The sequence below is a fragment of the Streptomyces sp. NPDC029138 genome (assembly GCF_055564375.1).
Map to the genome: position 1 here is coordinate 41,019 of NZ_JBVHWM010000029.1, position 12,688 is coordinate 53,706.

The following is a 12,688-nucleotide window of genomic DNA, read 5'->3' on the forward strand; positions in this document are numbered from 1 at the left end:
GTACGGGGCACGGTCCCGCCGACGCCGTAGCCCTTTCACCAGCATGCGGATGCGAGCGTCCAACCGCGGTGCCGGCGTGACCACAGCCGGCAGGGCCGTGCTCGACATGCGCGACGGTCGGCGTCCGGTCGGCAGCCCGCCGGTGGATCACATGAGGCCGGCATCGACAGCGACAGGAGGCTCTCTCAGCGCAGGACCGACCGTACGGCCTCCGGTGATCGGCCCACAGCAGCCGTCCCGTCGTCCGCGGTGATGATCGGGCGCTGGATGAGAACGGGCTGGGTGGCCAGGGCCTTGATCCAGCGATCGCGGTGCGCGGCGTTCCGCGGCCACGTTTCCATGCCCAGTTCGTCCGCGGCTGGTTCTGTGAGCCGGGTGATGTCCCACGGCTCCAACTTCAGCCGGTCCAGGACCTCCTCGAGTTCCTGCGTGGTCGGTGGCTGTTCGAGGTAGCGCCGCACGGTGTACTGAGCGCCTTCGGCATCCAGCAGGGACAGGGCGGAGCTGCACTTGGAGCAGGCCGGGTTGATCCAGATTTCCATGCGTTGCTGATCTTCCGTTGTCGGGCCGGTCCGGGTGTGGCGCGATGGGTCAGGAGGTCACGCCGGTCAGGGCGAGGAATTCGCTGCGGGAGCGGGCGTCGGAGCGCAGCAGGCCGAGGAGGGCGGAGGTCATGGTGCTGGAGCCGCCGGCCTGGACGCCGCGCAGGGTCATGCAGGCGTGTTCGGCCTCGATGACCACGCCGACGCCCTTGGGTTGCAGGTGGGTCTGGAGCCAGTCGGCGACCTGTTTGGTCAGGCGCTCCTGCACCTGGGGCCGGCAGGCGAAGTGCTCGACGACGCGGGCGAGCTTGGACAGGCCCAGGATCCGGGCCCCGGGCAGGTAGCCGACATGTGCGGTGCCGACGACCGGCAGCAGATGGTGCTCGCAGACGGTCCGGACGGGGATACGGCGGGCCAGGACGAGTTCGTCGTAGCCCTCGTCGTTGGGGAAGGTGGTCAGGTCGAAGGGACGGGGGCTGAACAGCTCGGCATACGCGCGGGCCATCCGGCCCGGCGTGCCGCGAAGGCTTTCCGAGGCGGTGGATATGCCGAGGGCGGTCAGGAACTGCCCGGCCGCGGCTTCCGCCGCGGCCAGGTCGATCGCCCCGGGCTCGTGGACGACCCGCAGGGCGGGCCGTGCGGGCGCTTTCTCTTCTTCGCCGTGTGCCTCTGTTCGGGCGGTGGCGCGGTGGGGATGCTCGCTCATGTCAGCTGCCTCCGACACCCAGGGCGGTCAGCAGGACGAGGACCAGGGTGACCACCGCGAGCAGACCGTGTGCCACCACGACCGCGACCGGGAAGTGCCGTTCGGCAGGCACGGCACCTTCGGCTCCCGGGCCCGCGGCGGCCGAGGCCGTACCGGCCGCGGCGCGGTCGCGATAGACGGGGATCCAGCGGGCCAGCATCACGAATCCCAGGACGGCGACCGGCAGCAGCAGGATGAACGACGTCCAGGCGAGCGCGCTCTTGTCGGCCACGATGTAGATGATCCACACCACCAGTCCGATCGCGGCCAGGGCGAAGTGGCCGAAGACGGCGGGCGCGGGCAGGCGGCTGGTGCCGGTCTGCTGCTGGCGGATGCCGCCGCGTTGGATCCAGGTGCCGAGCATGTAGAAACCGCCGAGAGCGGTGACCACCCACGTGATCAGTGCGGCGATGTCCATGGGGAACTCCAAAAGGGAACGGTGGTGACTGGCAGCCGGAGGACCCGGTGCCGTCGTAGGGGAGGCGCTCAGGGCCGGTCACACAGCGGATCCGGCACTCCTTCGGCCGGCGTCGGGTGTGTATCCCTCCGCCTGGGTGCTCTCGTCGGCGACGCGGACGCCGTAGCGGTAGGCGAGCTTGCCGCCCAGGAACCCCGAGACGCCCAGCACCGCCACGCTGATCGCGGACAGCACCAACTGTCCGATCCCGACGCTCCCGCCACTGGTCTGGCCGCTGTGCCGCCACAGGAAGTTGACGACGTAGGCGGCGGTCACCAGCAGGTTCAGCGTCATGTGGACCAGGGCGGTCCGGAAGGCGGGGGTGCCGGCCGGAATCGCGAACAGGTCGAGGAACCCGACCATGGCGGCCAGCAGCGCACCGATCACCCCCACCGCGATCAGCCACTCGGAGGAGTGGGTCAGAAATCCGGGACGGTGCACGACATGGGAAGCGATGTCGAACACCAGGCTGGTCACCCAGGCGCCGATCGGCACTGTCACGAGGATCGGGTGGAACGGGTGCGCGTACGGGCCGGCGAGCGAGGCGCTGACCGGTCGCTTCGCCTGCATCTGTGACTCACTGGCCATCGCAACCTCCCACTAGTTTCACCAACAAGTCTTGGTCTTATTGCGGGAGGGCGTCAAGACGAGCAGCCCGAAAGGTCGGAAGAACACTTGTGCCCACAGGAATGGGAGTTACGGTGGTCCGGTGGCTTATGAACCGACAGTGCAGGCCGACGCGGCTGACAGCGCCATCGACTCCATCAGCGTCCTGAGCGAGGAGTCGCGGCGGCGCATGTTCACCTTCATCCGCCGCGCCGGCCATGCCGTCACCCGGGACGAGGCCGCCGCCAGTGTCGGCATCTCCCGCAAGCTCGCCGCCTTCCACCTCGACAAGCTCGTCGACGCCGGCCTGCTCCGCGCCCGCTACGAGACGCCCGGCGGGATCCGCAAGGTCGGCAGGCGGCCCAAGGTGTACGAGCCCACCGACGCTCAGATCACCGTGAGCATCCCCGACCGGCGCCATGAACTCCTCGCGGACCTGCTCCTGGACGCCGTCCTGACCGAGGGCGCCGACGAAAGCGCCGCACAGGCGGCCATGCGGACCGCGGAACAGCGCGGCCGGCAGCTGGGCGAGGCCGCCCGCGAGGAGACCCGCCCCGGCCGCCTGGGCCCCGAGCGCGGGCTGACCGCCTGCGAGCGCCTGCTCGATGAGTACGGCTACGAACCCGTGCGGGAGACCCCTACCCGGCTCCGGCTGCGCAACTGCCCCTTCCACCCGCTGGCCGCCAGGGCCCCGGAACTGGTGTGCGGAATGAACCAGGCCTTCCTCTCCGGCTACGTCGACGGCCTCGAGGTCAACGGCGTGAACGCGGTCCTGGCTCCCGAGCCCGGGGAGTGCTGCGTACGGCTGGGCACGAGCGACACCGATCGTGATGATCAGGTAACCAGATGACCATGGACCGCTAAGACGACGCCGGCCGCCTGCCCGCGCGGACCACCGTCCAGCACGGCGCTGCCCTGCGGAGGGTGCCGCTCCGCGACGCCGCGCGGGGCTCACATCACCGGTCACTCGGTTTCCGACATCTTTCACGGCGGCCCCAGGGCCGACCGGACGCCGGGAACGACTCACATTCCGGACGCCCGCAACGGCTCGCTCACCGATGCCTGGAAGACCGCGTGGCCCGGCCCTGGCCGCTGGTCAGGCCGACGCCGCGGCCGCCAACTGCACGGCGACGTTGCCGCTGAACCCGGCCGGGAACCATGACCAGGCGGTGCGGCTCCGCGATCCCGCGAAGGACCAGAACCACTTCAAGACGGTGGACGACACGATGGGCCACGCGGCCGGGGACGCCGTCCTGACCGCGACCACCGCCCGGCTCACCGCGTGGGCGGGCCCGCGCGCATCCGTCGGCCGACTCGCAGGTGATGAATTCGCCGTCGCCCTCCAGCTGCCCGCCGCGCACCTGGAGCAGCGCCTCGCGCAGCTGGTCCGCATGCCGCACATGCCCGTCGTCCTGGACGACGGGCGCACCGTCGACGTCGCCGCGTCGGTCGGCGCCACAACGCCGGACGTGATCGGTACCCGTATCGGCACCCGCGACCTGACCGACCCGTAGAGGCGCGCCGACGCCGCGCTGTATGACGGCAAGCACTCCGGTCGCCCCCACCTCGCCACCGCCGCGCCCACACCACGGTCCCGTCCATCGACGGCCGCCGGGCCGGACGGCCGGGCACGGTCGTGTGGGGGCGAGCCGCATGACCCTCACCCTGACCGTGGGCGACATGATCCGCGGCGCAGCGACCAGTTCCTCGTGGTCACCGACACCACCACCCAGTAACCCCACCCCTGGAGCGCCGCGCCCCGCCCTCCCCGGTCCGGCGCGTCGCTCCACGCGTTATCCCGTTCCCTCGCCACCAAGCAGGAAGACCCTTGCCCCCGATCCGCCTGATCTCCTTCAACTACCTGCATCTGCCCACCAGGCCGGACGGCTCCCCCGTCCCGCCCGCCGCCGACCGGTGAGAGGACGTCCGCGACCGGCTCCGCGACCCGGCCGCCGCCAGCGACATCCTCGACCTCCACGGCCTCAACCCGCGCGTCTAGGAAGACGTCCTGAACACCCCCGGCGCCCGCGAACTGCTCGCCAACCTCGTCGACTACGCTGACCTACCCTCCGGCCCCCGCCGCATCGCCATCGGCTGTGCGGGCGGCCGGCACCGAGGTGTTGACCGGACTGAGGGACGACGCGCAGAAGAGAAGCGCCTCAGCCACCTGGTCCGCGGTCATTGCCGGACTCTCGGTCCGCAGGCAGTCCGCCGCTCGTCCACCGACGGCGGGACAGCCCGGCCGCTGCTCAGGTCACCACACTCGCGGTCAAGCCCCGCCCCGGCCCGGGGTCGGCCTGTAGTGCGTAGGCACCAGGACCGGTGAGTGTCTGGTCCGGGTGCACCAGGCCAAGACGGCTGCGGAGGACGATGCCCGTCGGGGCGCCGCAGGGAAGTGTGGGAGGCGCGCGAGATCTCGCGCATCTCTCTTCTCCATTGGTGTCTGGAGTGATCAGCAGGTGACGACTTTCCTTTACCGGATCGGACGGTGGCCCTTCCGGAGGCGCCGGCTCGTGGGCGGTCTGTGGCTGGGTGCCCTGGTGCTGGCCGTTGCCGCCGCCATGGCGCCGGCCGGGGACGAAGAGGACCTCTCCATGTGCGGCGCCGAGTCGCAGAAGGCGTACGACCCGCGGGATGAGCGCCGGTGAAAAGGACGCCCATATCCGAAGCCGTCGTCTCCCCGGTCCGCCTCGGGTGGCTGTCGATCGGTGCCCTCGGCATCCTGGCACTCGCCCTCGGCACCCTTCAGTCAGTGGTGGAGCCCGCGCTCCCGCTGCTGCAACGTGAGTTGGGGGTCAGTCCTGCCGAAGGGGCTTTGATCGGCAACGTATTACTCATCACCGGCGCGGTCATCACCCCCGTCGCGGGCAAACTAGGCGACCGCTACGGCGGAAAGCGGGTGCTGGTCCGGCTGATGGCCGTGGTCTCGGTGGGTGGTCTGATGGCCGGCCTGGCGCCGAACCTGCCGGTGTTGTTGCTCGGCCAGGTATTGCAGGGCGTCATGGTGGGTGCGCTGCCCCTCTCGTTCATCCTGGTGCGCAAACACCTCGCGACAGGAGAGTCCCAGGCGGCGATCGGGCTGGTCGTCGCGCTGTTCACGGGCGGCAGCATGGTGGGAACGCTGTTTGCCGGGCCGGTCGCGGAAGGACTGTCCTGGCAGTGGATGTTCGCGCTGCCGACGATCGCGATCATCGTGACGACGTTGGTCGTGACTCGCCTGATGCCACCTGATCCGCCGATCCAGTCGGACAACGGGATCGACTGGCCTGGCACGGTTCTGCTGAGTGGCACGTTGCTCGCGTTCATGCTCGGGCTCGTGACGGTGACGAGGGACGGCGGCGTGCCGCCACTCGCGGTCGGCGCCATCGCCGTGGTCGTGGCCGCCCTCGCGACCGGGTGGGTCGTCGTCGAGCGCCGGGCAGCCTCGCCGATGGTCGATCTGCGCATGCTGGCAAAGCCCGCGATGTGGAACGCGTGTGTGCTCACCTTCGTCATCACCACCAGTTCGGGCATGGTGCTCTTTCTCCTCCCTCAGCTGTTCGCGGTATCGGCCGACGGCTACGGCTTCGGAGCCGGCACCACCGACATCGGGCTGTTCCTTCTGCCCGGCGCCATCGCCGGGGCGGTAAGCGATTCGGTCGGCGGGATCGCCGCACGCCGTTTCGGTCCGCGTGCCGTGGTCATCGTGGGCACCGTCGTCACGGCGGCCACGATGATCGCCCTGGCGTCGCTGCACACTGCGGAATGGCAGCTGATCCTCGCGAAGGTGCTGACCGCGTTCGCCGCGGGCGTCGGTACCACGGCGTTGCTTGCCGGGACCGCCACCGCCATCGACACCAAGGACATCGGCATCGCCACCAGCCTGCTCGTGGTCACTCGCGTGATCGGTGTCGCCCTGGGCGCCCAGGCCGCCGGCGCGATCCTCGACGCCGGGGCCGAGCCGATGACGGGTCAGCCGGCTGAATCGGCCTTCGTCACAGGGTTCGCCGTTGCCGGCCTCGTCGCCGCGTTGTCACTGCTCGTTGTCCGTGTCACGGGAAAAGGAGTCCAGGCATGACACCTACCGGTCTGTCGATGAAGGCACGTACCACCGCGAAGCGCAAAGTTCTCATCTCCGGGGCCAGTATCTCCGGACCCGCACTGGCGTACTGGCTGCACCGGTCCGGATGCGCGGTCACGGTGGTGGAGAAGGCGGGCGCACTGCGCGACGGTGGTTACCCGATCGACGTCCGCGGTACCGCGACAGAGGTGGTCCGGCGAATGGGAATACTGCCGCAACTGCGGGACGCGCACATCGACACGCGTCGCTGCACTTTCCTCAACGCCGATGGCAGCGAAGTCGCCTCGCTCACCCCGCGTGCCGTCGCGGGCGGCGTCGAGGGACAGGACCTCGAGGTGCGTCGGGGGGACCTGGCCGCGATCCTCTACGCGATGGTCCGCGACGACGTGGAATTCCGGTTCGACGACTCCATCGACACCCTCCACCAGTCCGCACAAGGGGTCGACGTCACTTTCCACAGTGGGCAACGGCGCACGTTCGACCTGGTGGTCGGCGCCGACGGTATGCACTCACATACCCGGGAGTCCCTGTTCGGCCCGGAAGAACAGTTCCACCGCTACCTCGGGTACTGCTTCGCCGTATTCACCATGCCGAACACCTTCGGACTCTCGCGCGAGGTCACGGTGTGGAACACCCCGGGGAGAGCCGCGGCTCTTTACGCCGTCGGGGACAATGACGAGCTGCACGCCTTCCTGGCCTTCCACCGACCGGGACCGCCGGTCGATGTCCTCCGGGACCCCGACGCACAGCGGGACCTGGTCGCCACGGTCTTCGCAGGCGCGGGATGGGAGGTCCCCGGCATGGTCGACGCCATGCGCGACGCGGACGACCTGTTCTTCGACACGGCCGGTCAGATCCGCATGCCCCACTGGTCCAGCGGCCGCGTCGCGCTCGTCGGTGACGCCGCGTACGCACCCTCGTTCCTCACCGGGCAAGGCTCAAGCCTTGCGCTGGTCGGTGCCTACATGCTCGCCGGCGCCCTGGCCACGAATCGGGACCACACTGCGGCCTTCGCCGCATACGAACGCGGCGTTCGCAAGTTCGTAACCATGAATCAGGCACTGGTCGACAACGGTGCGGCCACGCTCTTCCCCACCACAGCGCGGGCCCTGGAGCAACGCAACACCATGCTGCGTGACCTCGTCACCATGCCCTCCGCGACAGCACGACCGGCCCACTCAGCCCTTGCCCTGCCCGAATTCTCCCCGATGACGTGACCTCAGCGATGGCCCGCTGGCCGACGCCGAACGCAGGCCAGCTCCAGGATCGAGGTATCGGTCACCACCGAACACGATCACGCGGTCGCGCAGATCAACGACGGCCTCGGTATCCCGCCGACCAACGCCAAGCGCTCTTTCGCCGCTTCTACCGCTGCGCCGACCCGAGCGGCACCGACTCAGCTTGGCGATCGCCCGTCAGACCACCGAAGCCCACCATCGCTGTCCATGCGCCGACATCGATCGCCACCTTGGTCACGGGGTGCCTCATCGCCGCCACCGGGAAACACGCTCGGTGCGACGGCACGCCGCGACCGCCTCGGCCGCATGGATCGCCGAGTCACCACGCATGACCGGCAAGCCAAGCGCTGCCGGGTGGCCTCGCGGTGGGCCGGTCGCGCCGCAGCGGCGGGAGGTACCGAGCGCCTCGGCGACCAGGGCGTCGGCGCCGCGCGAAGTACCGGAGTACGACTACGACAGGCGGTCCGTGCCGCCGTCGGGGGCGGCGTGGGCCAGGCCCGTCCGGTAGGCGATGACGACGAGTTGCGCCCGGTCGCGGGCCCCCAGTTTCGTCATGGCGCGCTGTACGTGGGCGCGGACGGTGAAGGGGCTGAGGAACATTTGCTCGGCGATCTCCTGGTTGGACAGGCCGGTCGCGACAAGAGCCACCATCTCGCGTTCGCGCGGGGTGAGCGCGGCGAGCTGTTCGGTGTGCTGCGGCGGGACTGCCTCCGGTGTGGCCAGGAAACGGGCGACCAGGGAGCGGGTGGCGGCGGGGGACAGAAGGGTGTCGCCGTCGGCGATCGTACGCACGGCGTCCGCCAGGTCCGCGGCCCCGATGCCTTTGCCGATGAAGCCGCCGGCCCCCGCGCGCAGCGCCTGAGCGACGTACTCGTCGGTCTCGTACGTGGTGAGGATCAGGATGCGGGTGGCCCGCAGTTCGGGGTCCGCGCAGATCTCCGACGTGGCGGTGAGCCCGTCCACCTCGGGCATGCGGATGTCCATGACCACCACGTCCGGACGCAGCTCCCTGGTGAGTCTCACCGCCTCCCTGCCGTCGGCGGCCTCGCCGACCACGGTGATGTCGTCGGCGCTGTCGAGAAGCATGCGGAAGGCACCGCGCAGCAGGGCCTGATCGTCCGCGAGCAGCACCCTGAGCGTCACGGCGCGTCCCCGGCCTTTCCGTGGCCTGTCCGTTCGTCGCCTGTCAGCGCGTCTGGTATTCGTCCCTCGACGGCGGTTGCTCCGTCAGGCCTCCGCGTCGTGTCCTTGGCGGGTGGCAGGGGCAGCTGCGTGGAGACGAGGAAACCGCCCTCCGGGCGCCTGCCCGCGGAGAGGTGTCCCCCGACCGCGGTGGCACGTTCACGCATCCCGATCAGACCGTAACCGGACGGACGGTCCGGCACTGTCGACGCACCCGGTCCCGGGGAGGCGGTCGGCGCCGTACGAGAGCCCTTCCCGTCGTCGGTGACGGTGATGGTCACGCGATCGCGGTTCCAGGCGAGGCGCACCTGAGCGTTACCGGTGCCGGCGTGTTTGGTCACGTTGGTCAAGGCCTCCTGGACGATGCGGTAGGCGGTGAGGTCCACTCCCGGCGGCAGCGGCCTCGCCGTGCCCTCCTGGTGTACCGACACCTCCAGACCCGCGCGGCGGAAGGACTCGAGGAGCGCGGGAAGCCGGGCCAGCCCGGGCGCCGGTTCGGCGGGCGTAGCGGCGTCTCCGGACTGACGCAGCAGACCGACCGTGGCCCGTAGTTCGTCGAGCGCGTCGGCGGTGGTTTCGACCAGCTCCTCGAGGCTCTTGCGGGTCTGCTCCGGGCGGGCGTCGAAGAGGTGGGCGGCGACCGTGGCCTGTGCGTTGGCCAGGGTGATCTGATGGGCCACCAGGTCGTGCAGTTCCCGGGCGATGCGCACTCGTTCCTCGGACACTCTCCGGCGCGCCTCGCTGTCCCGGCTCTCCTCGGCCCGCCGGGCCCGCTCCTCCACGGCTGCCAGGTAGGCCCGTCGGTTGCGCACCGAGTGACCGAGTACGCCGGCCACCAGCGGGAACACCGCCACCACTCCCATCCTGCTCGCGTCCTTCCACGAGAAGTCCCCGAACAAAGGGATTGAGGCGACCAGCGCCGCGGAAGTGAGCAGCACCGCGCTCGCCGCGTGCCGTTCGGTGCGCGCGGCGAGCGCGTAGGAGTAGGCGGTGATCACGGCGGGGGCCACGATGAGCGGGGTGAGGAGGAGGCCCAGGGGCGGCACCAGCACTCCGACCGCGGTCGTGGCCGCCAGGGCGGCCAGGGGCGCCCGGTGCCGCGTGGGCAACACGGCACAGGACACCACGGCGATGATGTAGGCGGCGACAGGCGGCGCCGACAGCGTGTCGTCGACCTGCATCACCCCGCCGAGCAGACAGAATGCGAACGCCGTCGCAGTGATCGCCACCTCCCGCCACCACGCGCCGCGTGGTCGCGGGCCACGGACTCCTGTGTGCGTCATGGCCGACTCAGTCCCGGCCGACGGTGAGCCGCCGCACCGCTGCGTCGGGCCCGGTCGCGGAGGCCGGGACACGCCTGCTCAGTGCCTCACCCTCGATATCGACATTCGGCAGCACACGATTCAGGATACGAGGCAGCCACCAGGACCGGTGGCCGAAGAGCGCCAGGACTGCGGGTGCGCTCGCCATCCGGAGGCGTCTAGCGCGACGGCGGCGGTCAGGCCGACGCCCATCGTCCGGATGGTCGGGCTGCTCACCCCGATGAATCCGGCGAACACGCTGATCATGATGATCGCCGCCGCGGCCACCACACGTCCGCTGTGCCGGAAACCGTTGACGACTGCTTCGCCGGGCGACGCGCCGCCCGATGATCCGCCGTTAGGACCCCCACCGCGCCACGTGGTCGGACACTCCGGCTGTCCTTCCCCGACGCCGGTCGAGCGCAAACGTGTGCCGCATCGGAGTGGACATATCCCTGACTGCTGATCGTTCAGGTTCTGGCCCGTGCATGTTGCCGACGCTTGCCTCGCGATGTCTCGGTAATCCGCCAGGCTCGGTCGCGAATCCCGAGGCCAGGAGAGGCCGGAGGCGATTCGTGCGGCGTCGCCTGCGGGCACCCGTCGAAGCAGGCGGGGGCCATCAGTCGAGATCAGCACTCAGCAATGAGTACATGTACATGTCCCGGCGTTCGGTCCCCACCTGCTGCCAACTCCGCAGCAGCCCTTCACGATTGAACCCGACGTGCTCCGCGGTCCGCAGGGAAGCCGTGTTCCACGGCTCGATGTGCAATTCCAGACGAGGAATGAGCAAATCACGAAGAGCCCACGTCGCGACCGCCCGCAAAGCGGCGGAGGCAGCTCCCTGGCCACGTGCCGACCGCACGATCCAGTAGCCCAGTGACGCGCGGCCCTGGCCGCGGTCACGCAGCCAAAGACCGATGGTGCCCATCCGCTTGCCGTCTTCGCTGCGGACGATGACAAAGGGGTAACCGCTGCCGCTCACGGCGCGATCCCACTGCCGATGGACGAACGCCATGCCCTCCGCGTCGCTGTACGAAGACGGCACGGTCGTGATCAGCGGGATGTACGCGTCGTCGGAGGCCTCGCGGACCAGGTCGAGATCATCGATCTGCCACGGACGAAGTGCGAAGGAGTGACCGGCGGCCAGGTGCGGAACTGCGAGTGATTGACCCATGGATTCGATCTTCTCATCCCACTGCCAGGGGTGGCGATGAGGACGCGGTGACATCAGCCGTCCCCGCAGAACCTCGCGAAGACGAGTTGACTGACCTTCCGAAGAGGGGCGTTATGTTGGAAGAAACCAGATATGTGGACACCATGAGCCCCCTGGTCCGTGAGATCCAAGAGATCAGTCGGGGGGGGCGGAACGCCGCAGCGCCAGTGCCGGAGGGCGGCCGGCGACCGACGATGCATCGGCGCGCGGCTCGGCACCCTGGGGCCTGCTCGACGCACCGTCATTCATGGCAGGACTGGACGTGGCCGAACTCCACTCCTCCGTCATGGACCCGGCGCTGACCTCCATGACGCTGCTCAACGACATCGCCGGCCGTTACCCGGATGCCATCTGCTTCACGGCCGGGCAACCATACGAAGGCTTCTACGACGTCGAGCAACTAGCTGCGCGCCCTGCGCCGTGACTCACGTGATGTGGTGCTGACAGCCGTGCCGACGTATGTCGGGTTTCTCGGTGCGGCAAGCTGGTCGACATGGGCGTACGACCGGTTCGGGAGTGACCGGGCGGCATCGACCTGACTGGGCGTCTGAGTCGGCGACTGAGCGCTTCAGGTGGAGGCCGCTGCCTTCAGGCAGCGGCCTCGACACCATACGATGCGCGTACACCTTCGCGTGGGCTTGCTGGACCTAGCTGGTTGATCCGGGCGGTAGGGGACACAAGGACTGTGCGTCCATGCCGGGCCGGGCGTGGGCTAACTCGTCCAGCTGTGGGCCACGTCGACCACGACCCGGTCGTCCAACTGGATCACACGGAACGGCAGTCGGGCGCGTACACCGAGACCGACCTGCGTCTGCCCCTCGAACGTGCCACCGAACCGGGTGTCCCGGAAGGTGCTGTACCCGCTGATGTTCACGCCGGGCAGGGCCTCGCCCACCTCGCCCGGGTAGGTCGGCACGCCGGCCTCCAGGTCGTAGCTCCACGCGCCGACGCGGATGTCGAGGATCGCCCCGCCGGCAACGGGTATGTACTCGCCCGTGGGGTCCGCGTAGAACCGGTCCACGTACTGGACGTGGTAGCCGATCTGGTCGCCCCCGGGCACGTCGAACACGATGCGGTCGTAGCACTCGTGCTGTCCGGTCCTGATGTCCTCCAGGTGCTCGGCCCCCGTTGCGGCACCACCCTTGGCTCCGCTGCCCCAGCCCGTCGGGCAGACCGCCGCCGCGCGCGGTCCCTCCGCCGGGGCCGCGCCCGCGGTGCCCGCCGCCGTCCACAGCGTGGCGCCCGCGAGCACGAGCACCGCCACTGCCGCTTTGACACGTCGCATCCTGTCCCCCTTGGTCGAGCTTGTTCGCGTGACTCTGATGCCGGTGAGACGGCCCGCCG

At 69.7% G+C, this 12,688-nt stretch carries 13 protein-coding genes and 2 pseudogenes; 6 read left to right on the plus strand and 9 right to left on the minus strand.

What is annotated here, in order from left to right; genetic code table 11:
* Positions 1–185 precede the first annotated feature (185 nt).
* From ACZ4WH_RS22605 to ACZ4WH_RS22620, 4 genes are all read right to left on the minus strand, one after another.
* Positions 186–542 carry an ArsC/Spx/MgsR family protein gene (locus ACZ4WH_RS22605; protein ID WP_468183106.1) on the minus strand — a complete coding sequence of 119 codons (357 nt, stop codon included), beginning with the start codon at positions 540–542 and terminating at the stop codon, positions 186–188.
* Positions 543–591: 49 nt separating this feature from the next.
* The gene (gene folE / locus ACZ4WH_RS22610) at positions 592–1,248 is read right to left on the minus strand and encodes a GTP cyclohydrolase I FolE (RefSeq protein WP_468183108.1); all 657 of its coding nucleotides are present in this window, start codon (positions 1,246–1,248) and stop codon (positions 592–594) included.
* A 1-nt stretch (position 1,249) separates the two neighbouring features.
* Complete coding sequence (locus ACZ4WH_RS22615) at positions 1,250–1,705, minus strand: hypothetical protein (protein ID WP_468183110.1); 456 nt, start codon at positions 1,703–1,705, stop codon at positions 1,250–1,252.
* Between the two features lie 78 nt (positions 1,706–1,783).
* Complete coding sequence (locus tag ACZ4WH_RS22620) at positions 1,784–2,332, minus strand: DUF2231 domain-containing protein (protein WP_468183112.1); 549 nt, start codon at positions 2,330–2,332, stop codon at positions 1,784–1,786.
* A gap of 121 nt (positions 2,333–2,453) precedes the next feature.
* On the opposite strand from ACZ4WH_RS22620, the gene ACZ4WH_RS22625 reads away from it, so the two are divergent.
* The 5 genes and pseudogenes from ACZ4WH_RS22625 to ACZ4WH_RS22645 all read left to right on the plus strand — a co-directional run bounded on the left by ACZ4WH_RS22625 (position 2,454) and on the right by ACZ4WH_RS22645 (position 7,627).
* The gene (locus tag ACZ4WH_RS22625) at positions 2,454–3,200 is read left to right on the plus strand and encodes a helix-turn-helix transcriptional regulator (RefSeq protein WP_468183114.1); all 747 of its coding nucleotides are present in this window, start codon (positions 2,454–2,456) and stop codon (positions 3,198–3,200) included.
* A 208-nt stretch (positions 3,201–3,408) separates the two neighbouring features.
* On the plus strand, positions 3,409–3,864 hold the full coding sequence (locus tag ACZ4WH_RS22630; RefSeq protein WP_468183116.1) for a diguanylate cyclase domain-containing protein: 456 nt from the start codon (positions 3,409–3,411) through the stop codon (positions 3,862–3,864).
* A gap of 945 nt (positions 3,865–4,809) precedes the next feature.
* A pseudogene (locus ACZ4WH_RS22635) lies at positions 4,810–4,992 on the plus strand (hypothetical protein); the annotation flags it as partial.
* A gap of 17 nt (positions 4,993–5,009) precedes the next feature.
* On the plus strand, positions 5,010–6,407 hold the full coding sequence (locus tag ACZ4WH_RS22640) for an MFS transporter (RefSeq protein ID WP_468183200.1): 1,398 nt from the start codon (positions 5,010–5,012) through the stop codon (positions 6,405–6,407).
* Complete coding sequence (locus tag ACZ4WH_RS22645; protein WP_468183118.1) at positions 6,404–7,627, plus strand: FAD-dependent monooxygenase; 1,224 nt, start codon at positions 6,404–6,406, stop codon at positions 7,625–7,627. The genes ACZ4WH_RS22640 and ACZ4WH_RS22645 overlap by 4 nt, the downstream gene beginning before the upstream one ends.
* 471 nt (positions 7,628–8,098) lie before the next feature.
* On the opposite strand, the gene ACZ4WH_RS22650 is transcribed toward ACZ4WH_RS22645, so the two are convergent.
* The 4 genes and pseudogenes from ACZ4WH_RS22650 to ACZ4WH_RS22665 all read right to left on the minus strand — a co-directional run bounded on the left by ACZ4WH_RS22650 (position 8,099) and on the right by ACZ4WH_RS22665 (position 11,305).
* Entirely contained in the window at positions 8,099–8,791 is a 693-nt protein-coding gene (locus ACZ4WH_RS22650) for a response regulator transcription factor (RefSeq protein ID WP_468183120.1), read from the minus strand.
* Positions 8,788–10,113 carry a sensor histidine kinase gene (locus ACZ4WH_RS22655; RefSeq protein ID WP_468183122.1) on the minus strand — a complete coding sequence of 442 codons (1,326 nt, stop codon included), beginning with the start codon at positions 10,111–10,113 and terminating at the stop codon, positions 8,788–8,790. Before ACZ4WH_RS22655 ends, ACZ4WH_RS22650 begins: the two co-directional genes overlap by 4 nt.
* A gap of 7 nt (positions 10,114–10,120) precedes the next feature.
* Positions 10,121–10,473: pseudogene (locus ACZ4WH_RS22660) on the minus strand (MMPL family transporter); the annotation flags it as partial.
* Between the two features lie 277 nt (positions 10,474–10,750).
* Positions 10,751–11,305 (minus strand): GNAT family N-acetyltransferase, encoded by a 555-nt coding sequence (locus ACZ4WH_RS22665; RefSeq protein ID WP_468183124.1) that lies wholly within the window; start codon positions 11,303–11,305, stop codon positions 10,751–10,753.
* Positions 11,306–11,591: 286 nt separating this feature from the next.
* On the opposite strand from ACZ4WH_RS22665, the gene ACZ4WH_RS22670 reads away from it, so the two are divergent.
* Positions 11,592–11,768, plus strand: a complete 177-nt coding sequence (locus ACZ4WH_RS22670; protein ID WP_468183126.1) for a hypothetical protein — start codon at positions 11,592–11,594, stop codon at positions 11,766–11,768.
* Positions 11,769–12,056: 288 nt separating this feature from the next.
* On the opposite strand, the gene ACZ4WH_RS22675 is transcribed toward ACZ4WH_RS22670, so the two are convergent.
* Positions 12,057–12,629 carry an AMIN-like domain-containing (lipo)protein gene (locus ACZ4WH_RS22675; protein ID WP_468183128.1) on the minus strand — a complete coding sequence of 191 codons (573 nt, stop codon included), beginning with the start codon at positions 12,627–12,629 and terminating at the stop codon, positions 12,057–12,059.
* Positions 12,630–12,688 lie beyond the last annotated feature (59 nt).